The organism is Actinoplanes nipponensis (assembly GCF_016862275.1).
Lineage (GTDB): Bacteria > Actinomycetota > Actinomycetes > Mycobacteriales > Micromonosporaceae > Actinoplanes > Actinoplanes nipponensis.
Map to the genome: position 1 here is coordinate 321,028 of NZ_BOMQ01000008.1, position 18,414 is coordinate 339,441.

Annotated in this window: 18 protein-coding genes; 9 read left to right on the forward strand and 9 right to left on the reverse strand. The window is 72.3% G+C overall.

Annotation, left to right across the window (positions count from 1 at the left end; translation table 11 throughout):
- The first annotated feature begins 67 nt into the window (after positions 1-67).
- A complete protein-coding gene (locus Ani05nite_RS02695) occupies positions 68-664 on the forward strand; it encodes a hypothetical protein (protein WP_203764070.1) in 597 nt (198 codons plus the stop codon).
- 94 nt (positions 665-758) lie between these two features.
- Here the strand turns inward: Ani05nite_RS02695 and Ani05nite_RS02700 are convergent, their stop codons facing one another.
- Together Ani05nite_RS02700 and Ani05nite_RS02705 are read right to left on the reverse strand one after the other, a co-directional pair.
- On the reverse strand, positions 759-2,558 hold the full coding sequence (locus Ani05nite_RS02700) for an RICIN domain-containing protein (RefSeq protein ID WP_239129138.1): 1,800 nt from the start codon (positions 2,556-2,558) through the stop codon (positions 759-761).
- A gap of 83 nt (positions 2,559-2,641) precedes the next feature.
- Positions 2,642-3,655 (reverse strand): LacI family DNA-binding transcriptional regulator, encoded by a 1,014-nt coding sequence (locus Ani05nite_RS02705; RefSeq protein WP_203764072.1) that lies wholly within the window; start codon positions 3,653-3,655, stop codon positions 2,642-2,644.
- A 250-nt stretch (positions 3,656-3,905) separates the two neighbouring features.
- On the opposite strand from Ani05nite_RS02705, the gene Ani05nite_RS02710 reads away from it, so the two are divergent.
- The 3 genes from Ani05nite_RS02710 (at position 3,906) to Ani05nite_RS02720 (ending at position 7,420) form a co-directional block, all read left to right on the forward strand.
- A complete protein-coding gene (locus tag Ani05nite_RS02710) occupies positions 3,906-4,946 on the forward strand; it encodes a sugar ABC transporter substrate-binding protein (protein WP_203764074.1) in 1,041 nt (346 codons plus the stop codon).
- Positions 4,947-5,090: 144 nt separating this feature from the next.
- The gene (locus Ani05nite_RS02715) at positions 5,091-5,672 is read left to right on the forward strand and encodes a carbohydrate ABC transporter permease (RefSeq protein WP_203764087.1); all 582 of its coding nucleotides are present in this window, start codon (positions 5,091-5,093) and stop codon (positions 5,670-5,672) included.
- A gap of 29 nt (positions 5,673-5,701) precedes the next feature.
- Positions 5,702-7,420, forward strand: coding sequence for an amylo-alpha-1,6-glucosidase (locus Ani05nite_RS02720; protein WP_239129140.1), 1,719 nt, complete (start codon positions 5,702-5,704; stop codon positions 7,418-7,420).
- 15 nt (positions 7,421-7,435) lie between these two features.
- Here Ani05nite_RS02720 and Ani05nite_RS02725 read toward each other — a convergent pair whose 3' ends face one another.
- From Ani05nite_RS02725 to Ani05nite_RS02740, 4 genes are all read right to left on the reverse strand, one after another.
- Positions 7,436-7,969, reverse strand: a complete 534-nt coding sequence (locus tag Ani05nite_RS02725; RefSeq protein ID WP_203764094.1) for a GNAT family N-acetyltransferase — start codon at positions 7,967-7,969, stop codon at positions 7,436-7,438.
- Between the two features lie 155 nt (positions 7,970-8,124).
- Complete coding sequence (locus Ani05nite_RS02730) at positions 8,125-8,466, reverse strand: hypothetical protein (protein WP_203764103.1); 342 nt, start codon at positions 8,464-8,466, stop codon at positions 8,125-8,127.
- Positions 8,450-8,662, reverse strand: coding sequence for a hypothetical protein (locus Ani05nite_RS02735; protein ID WP_203764105.1), 213 nt, complete (start codon positions 8,660-8,662; stop codon positions 8,450-8,452). The genes Ani05nite_RS02730 and Ani05nite_RS02735 overlap by 17 nt, the downstream gene beginning before the upstream one ends.
- Before the next feature lie 132 nt (positions 8,663-8,794).
- Positions 8,795-11,041, reverse strand: coding sequence for an MMPL family transporter (locus Ani05nite_RS02740; protein ID WP_203764107.1), 2,247 nt, complete (start codon positions 11,039-11,041; stop codon positions 8,795-8,797).
- A 174-nt stretch (positions 11,042-11,215) separates the two neighbouring features.
- Here Ani05nite_RS02740 and Ani05nite_RS02745 point away from each other — a divergent pair, with 174 nt between their 5' ends.
- The gene (locus Ani05nite_RS02745) at positions 11,216-12,388 is read left to right on the forward strand and encodes a sensor histidine kinase (RefSeq protein WP_203764109.1); all 1,173 of its coding nucleotides are present in this window, start codon (positions 11,216-11,218) and stop codon (positions 12,386-12,388) included.
- Complete coding sequence (locus Ani05nite_RS02750; RefSeq protein WP_203764112.1) at positions 12,363-13,025, forward strand: response regulator; 663 nt, start codon at positions 12,363-12,365, stop codon at positions 13,023-13,025. The genes Ani05nite_RS02745 and Ani05nite_RS02750 overlap by 26 nt, the downstream gene beginning before the upstream one ends.
- A gap of 9 nt (positions 13,026-13,034) precedes the next feature.
- Here the strand turns inward: Ani05nite_RS02750 and Ani05nite_RS02755 are convergent, their stop codons facing one another.
- Positions 13,035-13,538, reverse strand: coding sequence for an HXXEE domain-containing protein (locus tag Ani05nite_RS02755; RefSeq protein WP_203764114.1), 504 nt, complete (start codon positions 13,536-13,538; stop codon positions 13,035-13,037).
- Positions 13,539-13,615: 77 nt separating this feature from the next.
- Between Ani05nite_RS02755 and Ani05nite_RS02760 the strand changes: the two genes are divergently transcribed.
- Complete coding sequence (locus Ani05nite_RS02760) at positions 13,616-14,236, forward strand: TetR/AcrR family transcriptional regulator (RefSeq protein WP_203764116.1); 621 nt, start codon at positions 13,616-13,618, stop codon at positions 14,234-14,236.
- Positions 14,237-14,280: 44 nt separating this feature from the next.
- Here Ani05nite_RS02760 and Ani05nite_RS02765 read toward each other — a convergent pair whose 3' ends face one another.
- Together Ani05nite_RS02765 and Ani05nite_RS02770 are read right to left on the reverse strand one after the other, a co-directional pair.
- Positions 14,281-14,916: a class I SAM-dependent methyltransferase gene (locus Ani05nite_RS02765; protein ID WP_203764118.1), complete on the reverse strand. Its 636-nt coding sequence runs from the start codon at positions 14,914-14,916 to the stop codon at positions 14,281-14,283.
- Between the two features lie 163 nt (positions 14,917-15,079).
- Positions 15,080-15,739 (reverse strand): ArsR/SmtB family transcription factor, encoded by a 660-nt coding sequence (locus Ani05nite_RS02770; RefSeq protein WP_239129142.1) that lies wholly within the window; start codon positions 15,737-15,739, stop codon positions 15,080-15,082.
- A 74-nt stretch (positions 15,740-15,813) separates the two neighbouring features.
- On the opposite strand from Ani05nite_RS02770, the gene Ani05nite_RS02775 reads away from it, so the two are divergent.
- On the forward strand, positions 15,814-17,169 hold the full coding sequence (locus Ani05nite_RS02775) for an MBL fold metallo-hydrolase (protein WP_203764120.1): 1,356 nt from the start codon (positions 15,814-15,816) through the stop codon (positions 17,167-17,169).
- Entirely contained in the window at positions 17,166-18,404 is a 1,239-nt protein-coding gene (locus Ani05nite_RS02780; protein ID WP_203764122.1) for an MFS transporter, read from the forward strand. Before Ani05nite_RS02775 ends, Ani05nite_RS02780 begins: the two co-directional genes overlap by 4 nt.
- Positions 18,405-18,414 lie beyond the last annotated feature (10 nt).

The window sequence follows — 18,414 nt, forward strand, 5'->3', positions numbered from 1 at the left end:
GTCGGCGGCGATGCTCTGTTCCTAGAGTTCTCCTCAGTGCCACAGCAACTACTGAGGAGGACTTGAAGTGCCGAATGTATACACCGCTTCATCGGCGGCGAAGAAGCGCCGTTGGTACATTCCCGTTCTAATCTCCGCGGTTGTTCTCGCGGGAGGGAGCGGTTGCGCACTGGCTCGGCCGGCTGCCGGCGAACCCACTCCGGTCTCCGTCAACAGCCCGCTGAAGAGCTCGTCCAAGCCGCCGAAGCCGGCCAAGAAGGCCAAGCCGGCCGGCGCGGCCGATTCCACCCCCGCGAAGATCACCGAGAATTCCCACGCCGTGAGGCCTGTGGCGAAGAAGCGCGCCGGCGTGAGCATCGTGTATTTCCGGGTCAAGCAGAAGCCGACCTGTGAATCCGGCACGGATGCGGTGCGTTTCCCGGGCCGGCCGGTGGTGCTCGAATGGAAGGTCAAGGGCGCCGCCAAGGCGACACTGGCGGTCGACGGCCCCGGCCTCTACGGCGAGTACGGCGCCAAGGACTCCGCCACACTGGACTTCCCGTGCGCCGGCCCGGCCAACACCTACGTCTCCCACCGGTACACGCTGACCGTGAAGCACGGCCACGTCACGAAGAAGTGCACGATTCACGTCAAGGCGCGGGTGAACGAGCTCGCCACGCTCTGACCACCCTCGTCACGGCGGTGCCGCCGCCGCGGGACGCCCGGCTCCGCGGAGCCGGGCGTCTCGGGTGTTGGGCCACCGGTCGCGCCTTGTCGGCTCAGCGGCCGAGCAGGCGCCACGTCTGGTTGAGCGGGTTGCCCTGGCCGGCGGGGATGCAGGTCCACTGGTGGACGACCGCGTGCGCCGCGGTGGAGATCTCGCTGACGTCTACGCACTTCCCGCTGTGCCGGGCCACGAGCTGGTAGTCGTGGGAGTCGTTGCCGCTGTAGGTGACCTTGCGCAGGGTGAACTGCTGGTTGGTGGCCCCGGTCAGGCAGGTCCACTGCTGGACGGCGGCTCCGTCGGCGGTGCCGGCGCCGTTGACGTCGAGGCATTTGCCGCTCTGCTGGTTGACCACGGTGTAGGTGCCCGCCGCCCCGGCGACCGGCCGGAAGTTCCAGAGCTGCTGGTCACCGCCTTCGCAGTAGTACTGCTGCTGCCGGTTGCCGTCGCCGGTGGCCAGGTTGGTGTTGTCCAGGCACTGTTGGCTGTGCTGGGCGACAGCGACGGTCTGGAAGCTGCGCTCCGAGGGGGGTAGCAGGGTGATGGTGAAGGTGTCGTCGGCGTTGCTGTGGTCGAGGTTCACCGTGGTGGCGTTGCCGGAGAGCGTGACGACCGAGTCCGAGACCGTGGTGGGGCCGGCGACCGCGCCACCGTTGTTGTAGGGGATGCGCTGTACGCGTACCCGGACCTGGTTGCCGGCGACGATGCCGCTCGTGGCGTCGATGCGGTTGATGCGTACCGCGATGGCGCCGGTGGTGCCGCCCCCTCCGACGAGAATGTTGGCGACGCCGGTGTTCTTGGTGGCGAACGCGTCGTACGCGGGGCTGGGTGTGGTGGAGGCGATCACGCCGGTCTGTCCGGCGTAGGAGCGGTAGACCCACCACTCGCCCTTGGGCTGGTGCTGGCCCGCGGCGTTGCGCACGAGCAGGTTGCCGAGGTCGTTGTGCAGGTTGGCGGTGCTGGCCCAGTTGGCGCGCAGCCCGTCGGCGCCGGCGCGTTCGAGGCGGGCGATGTACCAGGAGCCGTCACCCGGGTTCTGTTCCCCCGGGTCGCCGTACTCGTTGATCTGGTACGGGCGGGGATGCGCGATGCCGCGGGCGCCGAGGGTGCTGTTGGCGGTGGCGACGTTGGCGACCGGGTCCCCGGGCAGGCTGTGCCAGCTGAAGATGTCGGGTACGACGTTGTTGGCCTTGACGTAGTCGAGGTACTGGGTCCACCACCCGCCGGTGGACGGCACTCCGGCGAAGCTGGGCCCCACCAGGGGCGTGGTCGGCATGTCGGCGCGCAGCCGCTGGTAGGTGCGTTGCCACAGGGCGAAGTACTGGGCCTGCGGGCGGTTCCAGAAGAGGCCGAGGTTGGGCTCGTTCCAGATGTCCCACTGCACGGGCACGCCGGTCGCGCGCACGTCGGCGATGACGCGGGTGAGGAACCTGTCGTAGTCGGTCCAGTCGCCGTTGTCGCCCGGGAAGCGGGAGATGGGGTAGCCGTCGGCGCCCCACAGGTCGTGGGGGAGGAGCACGAAGGTTCCGCCCAGGGCCGCGGTGCGCAGGATCTGGGCCCGGGTGGCGTCCCAGCGCCGTTGGTAGCGGCCGGAGACCCAGCCGCCGGGCTGGTCGAGCTGGGCGCCGCCGGCGCGCATCGCCCGGAACTTCAGGTCGGTGTAGAAGTGGTCGGCGGGCCCGGCGCCGTCCTCGGTCATTCCGTAGATCCAGCCGGAAGCCCGGTAGGTGGGAGTGCCCCCGGCGACGGAGAAGTCGATGCTGATGCTCTCGTTGGCGGCTCGGGCGGGGGAGGCGAAGCCGAGCAGCAGCGTGCCGGACATCAGTCCGGCGGCGAAACGGCGGCGTAGGGACACGGGGATCTCCTGTTCGGGGTGCGGGTGGGCAGGGGGAATCGCCGGGACGAGCGGTGGCTCGTCCCGGCGTGAACGGGACCCGGCTAGCGGATCGGGGCGGGGCCGGTGCTCGCGCGCAGCGAGATCGGCGGGGTCAGCAGCAGGTGACGCGGGGACGCCTCGGGAGCCGCGATGCGTTCGAGCAGCAGGTCGACAGCGCCCGCGCCCATCTCCAGGGTGGGCACGTCGGCCGCCGTGAGCTGCGGACGGAAGTCCTCGGCCCAGTGCCGGGCGGCGACACCGGCGATGGAGAAGTCGCGGGGAACGGTGACACCGGCGCGTTCCAGCCCGCGCTGGATGCCGGGGAGCGCGGCCTCGTTGAGGGTGACCGCCGCGGTGATCTCGGGGTGGTCCTCGCGGAGCCGTTCGATGCAGTCCTCCCCGGCGGCGGCGTCGTCGCCACAGGTCACGGTGAGGCTGCCGATGCCGCGCTGGGTGGCCGCCTCGGTGAACCCCTGCAGGGCGCGGTGGGCGGGGCCGTAGCCGGCGGCGACCAACTCGGCCGACCGGTTGATCAGGGCGATCTGCCGGTGGCCGAGGTCGGCCAGGTGGTGCACGCAGCGGGCGATGAGGGTCCCGTAGTCGACGTCGACCCAGCACGTGCCGTGCGGGTGGGCGGTGTGTCCGATGGTGACGAACGGCAGGCCGGCCTGTTGCAGCCGGGCGACGCGTTCGTCCTCGAGGCGGATCTCCATGAGGATGACACCGTCGACGCGCCGGCCGGAGACGATGCGCTCGAAGGACCGGTCGTGGTCGCCTCCGGACGGCGACAGCAACACGTCCAGGTCGGCCCGGGCCGCCGCTTCGACGACGCTGGCGACGAAGCTGAGCTGCATGTCGGTCAGACGCAGGCTGGCCGGGGGGATGACCAGACCGAGAGTGCGGGTGCGGCCCTCCTTGAGCGCCCGCGCGGCGGCGTTGGGCCGGTAGCCGAGTTCGTCGATCACCGCCTGGATCCGCCCTCGGGTCTCCTCGGTCACGGGCCGCTTGCCGCTGAGGGCGTACGAGACGGTGCTGCGGGACACTCCCGCCCTGCGGGCGATCTCACCGATGTTCATCTCGTCCTCCAGCGCTGCCGCGTGGCGAGCTCGTGCCCGCGTCCCCGGCATCATGACGCACTGATCATCGTCGGCCTGATCGTCGAATCGATTCGCCAAAAAGCGTAGATGCCCACGTTGATGGATGTCAATGACGGTACCAGCGAACGCTATGGGGCTTGACCGGTGGCGGGGCCGGTCCTACTCTCGCGGCGAATCGATTCGTCGAATCGGTTCGCCGCGTCCCCCTCGAAGATCAAGGAGTCGCCGCATGCCACTCTCTCCTCGGGCGCGACGGGCCTCGGCCGCCGCATTGGCCGCCGTCGTGGTCACCACCTCACTGCCCGCCTGCTCGTCCGGCTCCACCGGCCGCGAATCGGACGACGCGGCCACCGGCACCTACCAGATCTGGGATCCGTACCCGCACGACACCTCGGCGATGCTGCCCAACCTGCTCGGCGCCGGGCAGGCCGGCGGCAACACCTACGGAGTGCCGATCGGCGCCAACACCCTCGCGCTCTACTACAACAAGCAGGTCCTGGCCGCGGCCGGAGTCGACCCGGCCGCCGTCACCGACTGGGCGGGCCTGAACGCCGCCCTGCGGAAGGTCAAGGCGGCCGGCAGGAAGGGCATCACCTTCTCCGGCATCGGCACCGAGGAGGGCAGCTTCCAGTTCCTGCCCTGGTTCGGGGGCTCCGGCGCCCAGCTCACCCGGCTCGACTCGCCGCAGGCGGTCTCGGCGCTGCAGCTGTGGACCGGCTGGCTCAAGGCGGACCACGCCCCAAACTCGGTCATCAACAACACCCAGACCACCAGCTGGCAGGAATTCGCCACCGGCGACTACGCCTTCGCCGAGAACGGCACCTGGCAGCTGGTCAACGCCGAGAAGGCCGGCTTCGCGTACGGCATCATCCCCATCCCGGCCGCCGCGGGTGGAACGGCCCCGGCGCCCACCGGCGGCGAGTTCGTCTCGATCCCGGTCCAGAACTCGACCCGGCGGTACGCCACCAGCGCGAAGATCGTCACGTGCCTGACCGGCAGCGACAACCTCCTGGCCACGGACACCACCCTGTCCTACGTCGGCCCCACCGACGCCGTCCAGCAGCGGCAGATCGCCCGGACCCCCGCCCTGAAGGTGTGGGTCGACGCGGTCAAGGTGGCCAGGGGCCGTACCGGCGACGGGCTGGGCACGAAGTATCCGAGGATCTCCGAGCCGCTCCGGACCGCGGTGCAGGCGGCGCTGAGCGGGTCGAAGTCGCCGCAGGACGCGCTGACCGCCGCCCAGGCGAGCGCCGCCTCCGCCGCCAAGTGAACGCGCCGTTCGCCGGGCTCGACAGGGCTTCGGCAGCCTGCTGCCCGACTTCGGCCCCGGAGCCGCCTTCGGCAACCTTCTCATCGTCATGGCGCTGCTGTACGGCATGCTGTACATCCGGGTCCAGCGCCGCCAGGAGCTGTCATGACCCGGCACCTGCGAACCGCCGTCGGGGTCCTGCTCACCGCCGTCATGCTGTTCCCGGTCTACTGGATGATCAACGTGTCCTTCACCAAGGACACCGACATGCGCGCCAGCCCACCGCACCTGTTCCCGTTCGACGACACCATCGAGGGCTACCGGGCCGTCCTCGACCAGCGGCTGCCCTACCTGGGCACCAGCCTGCTGGTCGGCCTCGGCACTGTCGTGCTGACCGTCGTGCTGGCCGCCCCGGCCGGCTACGCCCTGGCGAAACTGCGCCCGGCGGGCGGACCGGCGATCAGCTTCATACTCCTGATCGCCCAGATGATCCCGGGCATCATCATGGCGATGGGTTTCTACGCGATCTACCTCAAGGCCGGCGTGCTCTTCACCGCGTTCATGGCCGGCATCCCCGACGAGCTCAGCCAGGCCGCCGCGATTTACCACTACATCGGCAACAACAACCAGCAATGGAACGCCATCATGGCCACCGCCGTGGTCGCCTCCGTCCCGGCCACGATCCTGCTGATCATCGCCCAGCGGTACGTCGCGGCCGGGGTCACCGCCGGCGCGGTCAAGGACTGACCGGCCCGTACCGGAAGAAAGCAGGCACCGTGCAGGGCCCCACCTTCGCCATCCACGACATCCCGTTCTCGTACCGCGGATCGTGGTTGAACGTCTCCCCGGTCATCGCCGAGAAGACCGTCTCCGACGACCTGCACCTGGTCTCGCACCAGACCGGCATGCATCCCGTCCTGCGTCTCGTACCCCTGCACGGCGGCACCCGGGCCGACACCACCGTGGTCGCCACCCCGTCCCGGCTGGCCTGGCACGCCCGCCACACCCCGGGCCCGGCCGGGATCGAGCTGGCCTACCAGAACGCCGACACGATCCGCCTCCGCGGCACGGGCCTGGGACTGCGCATCGCCGTCGCCGCCACCGCCCTGACGCCGTTCAGCGGGTGCTACCTCTACCAGGATCCGGTGGCCGGCGGCTACGTGCTGACCTCCTACGAGACCGGGCGCCGGTACCGGATCACCGTGCTGCACGGCGCGATCGCCGGCAGCGCCGGGCTGGAGCTGCTGGGCTCCGGAGACCGCCACCTCACCCTGCCCGACTGCGCCGGCTGGGAGATCGCGATCGAGGAATACCGGACCGGCCGGGCGCCGTTCACCGTGCCCGCGGGAACCTCGTTCGACGACGTCGTCACCGCGGCGGACCGGCAGTTCCGAACCTTCGTCGACGCGGTGGCCCCGTGGCGCGGCACGACGACCCCGGCCGCCGAACTCGCCGCGTACGTGCTGTGGTCGGCGACCGTCGACCCGGCCGGATTCCTGGCCCGGCCCGGCGTGCTGATGTCCAAGCACTGGATGGACAAGGTCTGGAGCTGGGACCACTGCTTCAACGCCCTGGCCCTCGCCGCCGGCGACCCCGCGCTGGCCTGGGACCAGTTCCGGCTGCCCTTCGACCACCAGGACCCGACCGGGGCGCTGCCCGACTCGGTCACCCACTCCGAGGTGCTGTACAACTTCGTCAAACCACCGATCCACGGCTGGGCCCTGCGGCGGCTCCGGGCCCAGGCCCCGCCCAGCCGGGAACAGCTGGCCGACGCCTACGCCGGCCTGGCCGCCTGGACCCGGTTCTGGCTGGACCAGCGCCGGGCGCCCGGCCACCACCTACCGCACTACCACCACGGCAACGACAGCGGCTGGGACAACGCCACCACCTTCGACGGCGACCGCGTCATCGAGACCGGCGACCTGAGCGCCTTCCTGATCCTGCAACTACGGGAACTCGCGGCCCTCGCCGACACCCTCGGCCGGCCCGACGACGTCCGCCGATGGCGCGAGACCGCCGACACCATCCGCGCGGCGCTGCTGCACGAGCTGTGGCAGGAGTCCAGGTTCGTCTCGCGGTCCGTCCGCTCCGGGACCACGCGGGCCGGCACCAGCCTGCTCGATCTCATGCCGATCGTGCTCGGCGACGACCTGCCCACCGAGATCGCTGCCGCCCTCGCCACGCGCATCGCCGGCCACCTGACCGACCACGGCCTGGCCACCGAACCACCCGACTCCCCGGACTACGCCGCCGACGGATACTGGCGCGGCCCCATCTGGGCCCCGTCCACCGTGCTCATCGAGGACGGGCTGCGCCGCGCCGGCTACACCGACCTCGCCGACAGCATCAGTGAACGCTTCCGGGCGCTGTGCGAGGAATCCGGCTTCGCCGAGAACTTCGACGCCGAAACCGGCGCCGGTTTGCGCGACCGCGCCTACACCTGGACAGCGAGCTGCTACCTCATCCTGGCCGCCGCCCACCAGCGCCGGAGCTGAGCAGGCCGGAAGGGTTCAGAGCCGGTCGAACGGTCGGGCGTACCGGAAACGGCCGGCCAGGCCGTCGTACCGGCTGAGAGTCCGGACCTGGAAGGAATCACCCCATGCGGCGACCGGCGCGGCTATCCCCACCGGCTGCGCCGCAACGAAGCCGAACCGGCCGTAGAAGGAAGGGTTGCCCAGCAGCGCGACCAGCGGCTCGCCGAGCGCGTCGGCCGCGCCGAGAACAGCGTGCATCAGGGCGGTACCCACCCCGGATCGCTGGCGACGCGGGAGCACACTCAGCGGCCCCAGACCCAGGACCGGCCGGGCCCCGACATGAGCCCGCGTCGCGAGAACGTGACCGACGACCTGGTCGTCCTCGATCGCGACCAGCGACAGTTCCGGGATCCAACCGGCATCGTCGCGCAGCCAGGAAACGAGCGTCGCCTCGCCCGGATCGCCACCCGGCTCCGCCGGCGGTGCGCTGTAGGCGAGCCCGCGGAACGCCGCCGCCGTAACCGCGTGGATCGCGTCACCGTCGTCGGAGCGTTCACGTCGAATCATCATCACCGAACCCTCGCGCCCGGCCTCCCCGCCGTCAAAGGATTTTGCCGGGCCGCCGCGGTTGATCCTCCTGACCCGCGACCGGCCGCCGACGCATCAGCGACGGCGGCCGGCCCCGACTGCCTCCACCGCGCCGCGCGCGGCCCGGCCAAGGCCTGTCAGTGCCGCCGGAGGGCGAGCCATCCGGCGCCGGCCAGGGTGACCAGGCCGGCCGCGGTCCAGCGGGCCCGCGCCCGGCCCCTGCGGGGAACCGAACGCAGCAACCGGCGGCCGCGGGTGTCCTCGACGTCGACCGCGGTGAGCGCGGCAAGCCGGCGTACGGTGTCCCGCAGCGCCGGCCGAGCCACCTCGCGCCACAGCACGGACGGATCGGTGACCGTGATGACCACCGGGCGGCCCGCCTCGGCGTGCAGGCGGGCGGTGGCCGTACGGCCACCGGCGTCGAGGGTGACGGTCAGGTCGCCGACGACCTGCGACGTGCGCTCAGCGCGCGGTGTCACGGTCGGCGGTGGTGATCTGCACCGTGCCGTTGATCTTCCAGGTGGCCCGGGGCGAGTCGTCCCCGGTGCGGCGCGGGACCTGCACCTCCATGTCGGAGAACGTGTAGGAGATGGCGGCTTCCTTGCCGGTCAGGTAGTCCCACAGTTCCTTGCCGGTCTCGGAGATGTCGTGCACTTCGGGCGCGGGAGTGGTCATGAGCGTCATCCTTCGCTTCAGCGTGCAAGCCCCGGCCCGCGGGCGCGGACGAGGTGGCTGAGCCGGATCATTCCCCAAGTTGAACCCGTTCAACCACGAATATCGCCCGGAGCGGTCGCGTAGCTGCCACCGTCATGACGGAACGCCGGCGGGCGTCTCGTGATCAACAAGCGGCCGCCGGATCTCGAGGCCGGCCGGGCGTCCGGGAAGCAGCCGGTCCAGCCACCCCGGCAGCCACCAGTTGCTCCGGCCCAGCAGCGTCATGGTCGCCGGCACCAGCACCATGCGCACCACGGTGGCGTCGATGAAGATCGCGGTGGCCAGGCCGAGCCCGAACATCTTGGTCGACGGATCGTCGGAGACGGCGAAGGACAGGAACACCGCCACCATGATCAGGGCAGCCGAGGTGATCGTCCGGGCGGTGCCCGCGATGCCCGACACGATCGCCGTGCCGTTGTCGCCGGTTCGCAGGTATTCCTCCCGCACCCGCGACAGCAGGAACACCTCGTAGTCCATCGACAGACCGAACAGGATCGCGAACAGGAACATGGGGATGAACGACACGATCGGCACCGTCGCCTCCAGCCCGATCAGGGCACCACCCCAGCCCCACTGGAACACCGCGACCATGACGCCGTAGGCCGCGCCGATGCTCAGCAGGTTCAGCAGCACCGCCTTCAGCGGCACGAGCACCGACCGGAAGGCCAGCAGCAGCAGCACGAACGACAGCGCCAGCACGGCGGCGACGAAGTACGGCAGGCGCTCGCTGGTCCGGCGACCCACATCGGACAGGCTGGCCGCGGCGCCGCCGACGTGGGCGCTCGCCGGGCCTGGCCCGACCACCGTGGGCAGCACCTCGGCGCGCAGCCGGGCGACGGTGTCGGCCGTGGCCCGCTCCTGCGGGCCGGTGGTCGGGAACACCACGAGGGTCGCGATCCCGGTGGCCTGATCGACGCGCGCCGGCGCGACCGAGGCGATGCCCGGGTCGGCCGCGACCGCCGCGGCGACCCGGCCCGCCGATCCCGGATCGCCGGCGAGGTCGACGGCGATGATGAGGGGACCGTTGGTGCCCGGGCCGAACCCGTCGGCGACGAGGTCGTACGCCCGGCGCTCGGTGCGGTTCTCCGGCAGCGAGCCGTCGTCGGGCAGCCCGACGCGCAGGCCGAGGACGGGCAGCGTCGCGGCCAGCAGCAGCCCGGCCGCGCCGACCGCGTACGGCACCGGGTGCCGGTTGACGTGTCCGATCCAGCGCCGCCAGCCGGACGCGCCGCCCGCCGCCGCCCGCCGCCGCCCGAAGCGACCCCGGCGCAGCAGCCGGCCCAGGGTCCCGGGCCGGGCCAGGCGCGGGCCGGCGGCGCCGAGGAAGGCCGGCAGCAACGTCACCGACGCGACCACCATGATCAGGACGACCAGGGCGACCGCGAGCCCGCCCACCGTCATGAACGGCACGTTCGAGACGGCCATGCCGAGGATCGACACGACCACGGTGCCGCCGGCGAAGACGACGGGTCTCCCGGCCGTGGCCACCGCCCGCCCGGCCGCCTCGTGGGGTTCCACCCCCAGTCCGAGGTATTCGCGGTGCCGGACCAGGACGAACAGCGCGTAGTCGATGCCGACCCCCAGGCCGACCATGCTGCCGAGCACCGGCGCGAACGTCGGGATCTCCGTCACCCGCGCGAGCACCGTCATCGTGGCGACGCCGACGGTGAGGCCGAAGACCGCCATCCCGATCGGCAGCGCGGCGGCGGTGAGCGAACCGAACGCCAGGAACAGGATGGTGGCCGCGGCGAGCAGACCGATCAGCTCGCCGGCGCCGCCGCCGGCGCCGGAGAAGGCGAAGAACAGATCCCCACCCATCTCGACGCGCAGCGGCAGCTCGCCGCGCAGCCGGTCCCCGAGGTCGACGAGAGCGTCGAGGTCGTCGGCCGACAGCCGGCTCTGGTCGGGATACTGCACGCGCACGACGGCGATGCGTCCGTCCGCCGAGACCAGGCCGGCGCCGACGGCGGCGTCCCGGCCCCGGTCGAGCGCCTCCGCCGGGTCGCTGGTGTCCCGCACCTTCGGCAGCCGGCGCACCTCGTCCCGCAACCGCGCCAACGCGGTGCGCGCCGGGCCGTCGGCGAAGAACGTCGCCGCGCTGTCGGTGGGGGTGACGACCACCTGGGCGGTCATCCCCTCCTGGCCGGTGCCGGCCCGCTCGATCAGCTCCGCGGCCCGCTGGGAGTCCAGCCCGGGAGCGGTCATCGTGTCGGCGGTCCGACCGCCGAAGGCGGTGGCGGCGAGGACCGCCAGCACGGCGGCGAGCAGCCATGCCGCGATCACCCGCCACGGATGGCGGGCGGCGCTGCCGCCCAGTCGGGAGAGGGCTTTCGTGAGCATGGGGTCCTCCAACCACCTCGCCGGCCGCCGTCGTGCGACCGCCGAGGACCAGGGTCGTCACGGCGGCGCCGGCCGGCATCGGCCCGGGGGCCGCGGATCGGCCCGTCCCCGGACGGAGGAACGCCCCGTTCTTTCGGCCGATGTGCGCCGCGGTGGGCTCCCTAGGCTGAGACCGTGCTGCGAGACGACGTGCGGGCCCTGTGGACCGAACCGCGCCCGCCCGGTGTCCCCGGCCGGGTGTGGCGGGACTGGGCGCTGCTCGGCGCCATCCTGAGCGGGGTGGCGCTGGAGGCCGTGCTGCGCGACGACGTGGTGTGGCGGCCGGTGGCGGTGGTGCTGAGCGTCTGGCTGGCCGTCCTGTCCCTGTGGCGCCGGACCCGCCCGCTGCTGACGGTTGCGCTGGCGTTCGGCGCGACGATCCTGCTCCAGGTGGTCACGGTGGTGGCCGACCCGGGCGAGCCGGTCGGCCTGTACGCCGGCCTGGTGGTGCTCGTGCTGGTGTACGCGTTGCCCCGGTGGGGATCGGGCCGGGAGGTCGTGCTGGGCGGCGTGGTGGTTCTCGCGGGCTTCGCGGTGTCGGTCGCCACCGACGACCCGCCGGCCGGTGAGGCGGTCGGGGGCCTGGTGTTCCTGCTCATGCCCGCGGTGATCGGGGCGTCGGTGCGGCTCTGGGTGACCACCCGTGAGCGGCAGTGGGAGCGGGTGCGTTCCCGCGAGCGCGAGCGGCTCGCCCGGGAACTGCACGACACGGTGGCCCACCACGTCTCGGCCATGGTGATCCGCGCGCAGGCCGGCCGGGTGGTCGCCGGCGCGGACCCGGCCGCCGCCGTCGAGGCGCTGGAGGGGGTCGAGGAGGAGGGCGCGCGCACGCTGGAGGAGATGCGCGCCATGGTCGCGACCCTGCGGGACAGCGGCGCCGGCGCCGAGCTGGCGCCGCCGGGCGGCATCGCCGACCTGGCGCGCCTGCTGCGCGCCCCGGGCGTCCGGCTCCGCGTCGACCTGGGCCTCGACGGCGACCTGGAAGCGCTGTCCCCGGCCGTGGACGCGGCGGTCTACCGCATCGTGCAGGAATCGGTGACCAACGCCATGCGGCACGCGGCGGACGCGACCGAGGTCGTCGTCCGGATCACCGGGGAACCCCGGCGGGTACGGGTGACGGTGCGCGACGACGGCGCGGGGGCCGGCCGCGGCCGCGACGGGTACGGTCTTGCCGGGCTGCGCGAGCGGGCCGCCCTGCTCGGCGGGGAGCTGAGCGCCGGGCCGGATGCCGACCGGGGCTGGCGGGTCGAGGCGGAGCTGCCGCGGGGGAGGGCGAACAACGGTGTCCATCCGCGTGCTCGTCGCTGACGACCAGCCCGTCATCCGTACCGGGCTGCGCATCATGCTGAACGCCCAGCCCGACGTCGAGGTGGTGGCCGAGGCGGCCGACGGGCGGGACGCGGTCCGGCTGGCCCGGGACCTGCGACCCGACGTCTGCCTCTTCGACATCCGGATGCCGGTGCTCGACGGGCTGCGAGCCACCCGGATGATCGCCGGTCCGGGCGTCGCCGATCCGCTGGCGGTGGTCGTGATCACGACCTTCGACCTGGACGAGTACGTCTACGGCGCCCTGCGCGCCGGAGCCCGCGGGTTCCTGCTCAAGGACGCCGGGCCGGAGTTGCTCGGGCAGGCCGTCCGGTCGGCCGCCGACGGCGAGGCGCTGATCGCGCCGAGCGTCACCGTGCGCCTGCTGCGGGCGTTCGCGGACGTGCCGACCGGACGGCCCGCCACGCAGCCGATCTCCCCGGTCACCGCCCGCGAGGAGGAGGTGCTGCTGGCCGTCGCCCAGGGACTGACCAACGTCGAGATCGCCGATGCCCTGCACATCAGCCTGAGCACGGTGAAGACCCACCTGGCGAGCCTGATGGCCAAGCTCGGCGCCCGCAACCGCGTGGAGATCGCGATGTGGGCCTACGAGACCCGCCGGATCGTCCCCGGCCCCTGACAGTGCGCGTCAGCGCCGCAGCAGGCGGTACGTCAGCACGTGGATGCCCACCAGGACCGGGCCGACGGCGAGGGCCACGGCGGTGGCGCGGCCGTCCGCCGCCGGGATGCCCCGCTGGGCCAGCCGGCGCCGGGCCCACACCCAGTACGGGATGACCAGCGTCGGGGCGGTGGCCACGCCGGTGACGTAGCGGCGTGCGGCCCCGGCCATCATCAGGTGGCTGAAGCCGTGCAGCCCGAACGCGAGCACGCCGCCGCGGAACAGTGCGGAACGGCCCTGCGTGCGGACGCCCTCGGCGGCGGCCGCGGCGGTCAGGGCGCCCATCATGGCGATCGACAGGCCGGCGTGCTGCGGCGAGACACCGTCGCGGCGCAGCGCCTCCGGCACGGGCAGGCGCTGGGGCAGCCGGGGCAGGATCTCCCGGCTGCTGCGGCCCATGGTCATCAGTTCTTCCAGGTCGTGTACGGCCCAGGCGCCGAACAGGCCGAGCGCGACCTTGGTCATCGGGGTCATTGCCGTCTCCTCAGGGCCGGCGTTCTAATACGATACTGATGGTATCGTATTGGCCCGGCGCGGATAGGGTGAGCTACGTGACAACAGCGCAAACCGGTCCGGGACGTCCCCGCAGCCGGGACGCCACCGACCGGGTGCTGGCGGCGACGCGGCGACTGCTCGACGAGCGTGGCGTGGCCGGGCTGCGCATCGACGACGTCGTCCGCGAGTCCGGGGTGGCCAAGACGACGATCTACCGGCGGTGGACGTCGTTGACCGGCCTGATCGTGGCCGTGATGGAGGCGGCGCTGGGACCCCGCCCGCTGCCGGACACCGGTGACGTGGAAGCCGACCTGCTGACCCTGACCCGGGTGGTGGCGGAATCCATGGCCCGCACGCCGCTCGCCCGGGCGCTGCCCCTGATCGGCCTGGAAGTCATGCAACAGCCCGAACTGGCCGCCGCGTACCGGGCCAGGATCATCGACCCGGTACGCGAACACGGCATCCGGCTGGTCCGCGCCGGTGTGGCCGGGGGGCTGTTCCGCGCGGGCACCGACCCGGCGCTGGTGGTCGACACGGTCGCCGGCTTGATGATCTACCGGTCCACCGTCCTGCACGAGAACCCGTCCGCCGCGGACGCGATGGCGGTCGCGGCGATGACGCTCCGGTCGATCCGGGCCCCCGGGGCATCCCGCGGTTGGCGCCCACCCAGTCGATGAGGCCGAGCCACGCTGAGCACCCGACTCCGGCGTTCGGCGGGATGTCAGTCGTTGCGCGGTTTGCGGGCGGCGACGCGTTCTACGGTGCCGGCCTTGAGCCTCTCGGCCTCCACGATGTCGTACCCGGCCGCGCGGACGAGCGGCAGTTGACGGCGGGTGAAGTGCTCGCCGGCGGCGCGGATGGTCAGTCGCTCGAGGAGCCACTGCGCGGCACGGATGGGCGGCCAGGTGCTGGCGATGTGGTCGACGAGCAGCAGCTGCCCGCCGGGCACGAGCACCCGCTTCATTTCGCCGATCGCGGCGGCGGGGTCGGGGATGGTGCACAGCGACAGAGCGCAGACGACGGTGTCGAACGCCTCGTCGGGAAACGGCAGGGCCTGGGCGTCACCGGTGTGTAGTTCGACGTCGCGGCCGAGGTCGGCGGCGCGGCGCTCGGCGATGGCCAGCATCGCCGGGCTCAGCTCGATCCCGGTGATCGTGGCGTCGGCCGGGTAGTGCGGCAGGTTGAGGCCGGTGCCGATCGCGACTTCCAAAATGCGGCCCTGGGCGCGGGTACCGAGCCATTGCCGGGCGCCGCCGAACCAGACTTTCTCGAAGAAGGCGATCTGCTTGTCGTAGCTCGGTGCGCTCTTTTCCCAGGCGCGCAGGACTTTGGCCGTCTCGTTCGGTGTCGCTGTCATGAAGTGCTCCAACCGGTCGAGGGGGGCGAGGGTTCAGGCGGTCGGGGACGGTCGCCGAGCCCGCTGTCCGAGGCGGCGGTGATGACTCCGGCAATGACGTGCCGGATTCGGAAGTCGGCCAGATCCGGGTCGGGTTGCCCGGCGTCGAGCACCACCGGCGCGGTCATGCGGTGGCGACGGGTAGGTCGGCGAGGCGCCATTCGAGCATCCCGTCGGCCAGTCGGGCGGCGCGGCGGCCGTGGGTGTGCAGGAGCCGGACGGCGTCGTGGGCGAGTACGCAGTACGCGCCGCGGCAGTAGGCGACCACGTCGGTGCCGTCCGGCAGGTCGGCGAGTCGGTCGGCGAGTTGGTCCAGGGGGATGGAGACGGCGCCGGGGATGTGTCCTGCGGTGTACTCCTCGGTGGGGCGCACGTCCACCGCGACGACTTCGCCTGCGGCGAGGCGGCGTCGCAGTTCCTCGCGGTCCACGGCGGTGGAGTTGTCGGTGCCGAGGTAGGCGTCGCGCGCGGCGGCCACCTCGGCGCTGCGGGCGCCGGCGACGTCGCGCAGCAGGGCGTACAGGGCAGCGACATCGGGCCCGACGAGCCGGTAGTGGATCTTCGTGCCGTCGCGGCGGGTCGCGACGAGGCCGGCCTGCCGCAGCGTCTGCAGATGCGCCGAGCAGGTGGTCAGCCCGAGGTGGGCGGCGCGGGCCAGAGCGTCGACGCTGCGTTCACCCTGGGCGAGCAGATCGAGTAGTTCGAGGCGTTTGCCGCTACCCAATGCCTTGCCGACGCGGGCCAGGCTGTCGAACAGCTCGGCCTTGGCGATCGGATCACCCATGACGATCCTCCAATGTTCTGTGGAATAGTATAGAAGATGGGAGCCGGTAACGCTGCTCGGGTCGGAGGGACGCCATGACGAGCGAGGATGAGCGGCTGATACCGCTGGTCGACGAGGGACTGGGTAACAGCGCCTACCTGTACGACGTCGGGGACGGGCGGGCCCTGGTGGTGGACCCGCCACGGGACCTGCGCGCATTACGTACCGCAGCGGCCCGGCGGGGCCTGGCGGTGGCGTGGGTCGCCGATACGCACCTGCACGCCGACTTCCTCTCCGGCGCAGTGCAACTCGCCGCGACCGACGGAGCACAGATCCTGGCCTCGGCCGCCGGCATGCGGGAGTTCGATCACCGCGGGCTGACCGATGGCGACGAGGTCGACCTGGGCGGTCTCACGCTGCGCGCCCTCGCCACCCCGGGGCACACCGATGAGCACCTGTCGTTCGTGCTGCTGGACGCGGCGGCGCCGGTGGGGGTGTTCACCGGTGGATCGCTGATCGTCGGCGCCGCCGCCCGCACCGACCTGCTCGGCGACGACCGCACCGGCGAACTGGCTCGGGCCCAGTACGCCTCCTTGCACCGCCTTGCGCTGCTTCCGGACAGCACCGCGGTGTGGCCGACGCACGGTGCGGGGTCGTTCTGTTCCGCGCCGCCCGGCACGGCGCGGACCAGCACCATCGGCGCCCAGAAGGCGAGCAATCCGCTGCTGGCCGCGCCGGACGCCGACACGTTCGTCACCCGGCTCGTCGCCTCGCTGGGTTCCTATCCGGCGTACTTCCGGTGGCTCGCGGAGGCGAACCGGCGCGGGCCCGCCGTCCTCGACGGCGCCCCCGCAGTGCCGGCGCTGTCGGCCGACGAAGCGCGGCGACTGCTCGCTGCCGGCGCGGTCGTCGTGGACGTGCGCCCGGTAACCGACGTGGCCACCGGTCACATCCCGGGCGCGATCGCGATTCCGCTGCGGGCACAGTTCGCCACCTGGCTCGGCTGGCTCGTCGCCCCCGACACCCCGGTGGTGATCGTGCGAAACCCGGGCCAGGACCCGGCCGACGTCCTGTGGCCGGCACTGAACATCGGCTTCGACCGGATCGCCGGTGAACTCGCCGGCGGGATGAGCGCGTGGACCGGCGAGGTCATCACCACCCGGCTGGTGCGCCCCGATCAGGTGGACGCCCCGGTGCTCGACATCCGCCAGGACAGCGAATACGGCGCCGGGCACCTGCCCGGCGCGATACACCTCGAACTCGGTGACCTTCCTGACGCGGCACACGCCGCCCCGACCGGCCCGGCGGTGCTGATGTGCGGGCACGGCGAACGCGCGATGACCGCCGCCACCCTGCTGGAACGCACCGGCCGGCGGGACGTGTCGGTGCTCGTCGGCGGCCCGGATGACTGGGCAACCGCCACCGGCCACCAACTGAAGCGGAGCGCATGAGCACCGCCGCCGTACCTCGGCTGGGCCTGGTCGCCAACGCGGGCCAATTCACCCTGCTCGTCGTCGTCAACGCTCTGGTGGGCGGGGTCCTCGGCTCGGAGCGCACAGTGCTGCCGCTGCTCGCCGACCGCGAGTTCGGCCTCGCCGCCTACACCGCCGGCCTGACCTACATCCTCGCGTTCGGCGCGACCAAGGCCGTCACGAACTTCTTCGCGGGCACCCTGTGCGACCGCTACGGCCGCAAACCGGTCCTGCTCGCCGGATGGCTCGTCGCGATCCCGATCCCGGTCATGCTGATCTGGGCCCCGAGCTGGGGCTGGATCATCGCCGCGAACGTGCTGCTCGGCCTCAACCAGGGCCTGGCCTGGTCCACCACCGTCATCATGAAGATCGACCTTGCCGGACCGAACCGGCGCGGCCTGGCGATGGGCCTCAACGAAGCCGCCGGCTACCTCGCCGTCGCCGCTACCGCAATGGCCACCGGCGCCCTCGCCGCACAGTACGGACTACGCCCGGCGCCGTTCCTGCTCACCGCCGCCTACCTCGTCCTCGGCCTGGGCCTGTCGCTGTTCTCGGTGCACGAAACCCGCGGGCATGCCCGCCACGAGGCCGCCACCCACACCGGCGGGCAGAACGCGGACCTGTCCACCCGGCAGGTCGCCGCCCTGACCAGCTGGCGCGAGCCCGCCCTGTCGTCGGCCAGCCAGGCCGGCATGGTCAACAACCTCAACGACGGCCTGGCCTGGGGACTGTTCCCCCTGCTGTTCGCCGCCGCCGGACTGTCACTGACCCAGATCGGCGCACTGGCCGCCCTGTATCCGGCGGTGTGGGGCCTCGGGCAGCTCGCCACCGGCCCGGCGTCTGACCGGTACGGCCGGAAACCGTTCATCGTCGCCGGGATGCTCCTGCAGGCCGCCGCCCTGGCCCTGATCGCGCTCGCGGACGACTTCACCGCCTGGGCCATTGCCGCGGTGCTGCTCGGTGCGGGCACCGCCGCGGTGTACCCGACTTTGCTCGCCGCCGTCAGCGACGTCGCCCACCCCGCCTGGCGGGCCCGCGCTGTCGGCGTCTACCGACTGTGGCGCGACGGCGGCTTCGCCGTCGGCGCCCTGCTCGCCGGGATCGTTGCCGACTTCGCCGGCATCCGCGCCGCGGTCTGGGTCGTCGCCGCGCTCACCGCCGCCTCCGGACTGCTCGCCTGGACGCGCATGTACGAAACGCGGCCCCGCCCCTGACGAACCGCCC

Coding starts and splice junctions, on each gene's coding strand:
- Ani05nite_RS02715 (WP_203764087.1), top strand. CDS start 5,091: ATGACCCGGCACCTGCGAACCGCCGTCGGGGTCCTGCTCACCGCCGTC.
- Ani05nite_RS02780 (WP_203764122.1), top strand. CDS start 17,166: ATGAGCACCGCCGCCGTACCTCGGCTGGGCCTGGTCGCCAACGCGGGC.
- Ani05nite_RS02725 (WP_203764094.1), bottom strand. CDS start 7,969: ATGATGATTCGACGTGAACGCTCCGACGACGGTGACGCGATCCACGCG.
- Ani05nite_RS02770 (WP_239129142.1), bottom strand. CDS start 15,739: ATGGGTGATCCGATCGCCAAGGCCGAGCTGTTCGACAGCCTGGCCCGC.
- Ani05nite_RS02705 (WP_203764072.1), bottom strand. CDS start 3,655: ATGAACATCGGTGAGATCGCCCGCAGGGCGGGAGTGTCCCGCAGCACC.
- Ani05nite_RS02735 (WP_203764105.1), bottom strand. CDS start 8,662: ATGACCACTCCCGCGCCCGAAGTGCACGACATCTCCGAGACCGGCAAG.
- Ani05nite_RS02755 (WP_203764114.1), bottom strand. CDS start 13,538: ATGACCCCGATGACCAAGGTCGCGCTCGGCCTGTTCGGCGCCTGGGCC.
- Ani05nite_RS02740 (WP_203764107.1), bottom strand. CDS start 11,041: ATGCTCACGAAAGCCCTCTCCCGACTGGGCGGCAGCGCCGCCCGCCAT.
- Ani05nite_RS02765 (WP_203764118.1), bottom strand. CDS start 14,916: ATGACAGCGACACCGAACGAGACGGCCAAAGTCCTGCGCGCCTGGGAA.
- Ani05nite_RS02710 (WP_203764074.1), top strand. CDS start 3,906: ATGCCACTCTCTCCTCGGGCGCGACGGGCCTCGGCCGCCGCATTGGCC.
- Ani05nite_RS02775 (WP_203764120.1), top strand. CDS start 15,814: ATGACGAGCGAGGATGAGCGGCTGATACCGCTGGTCGACGAGGGACTG.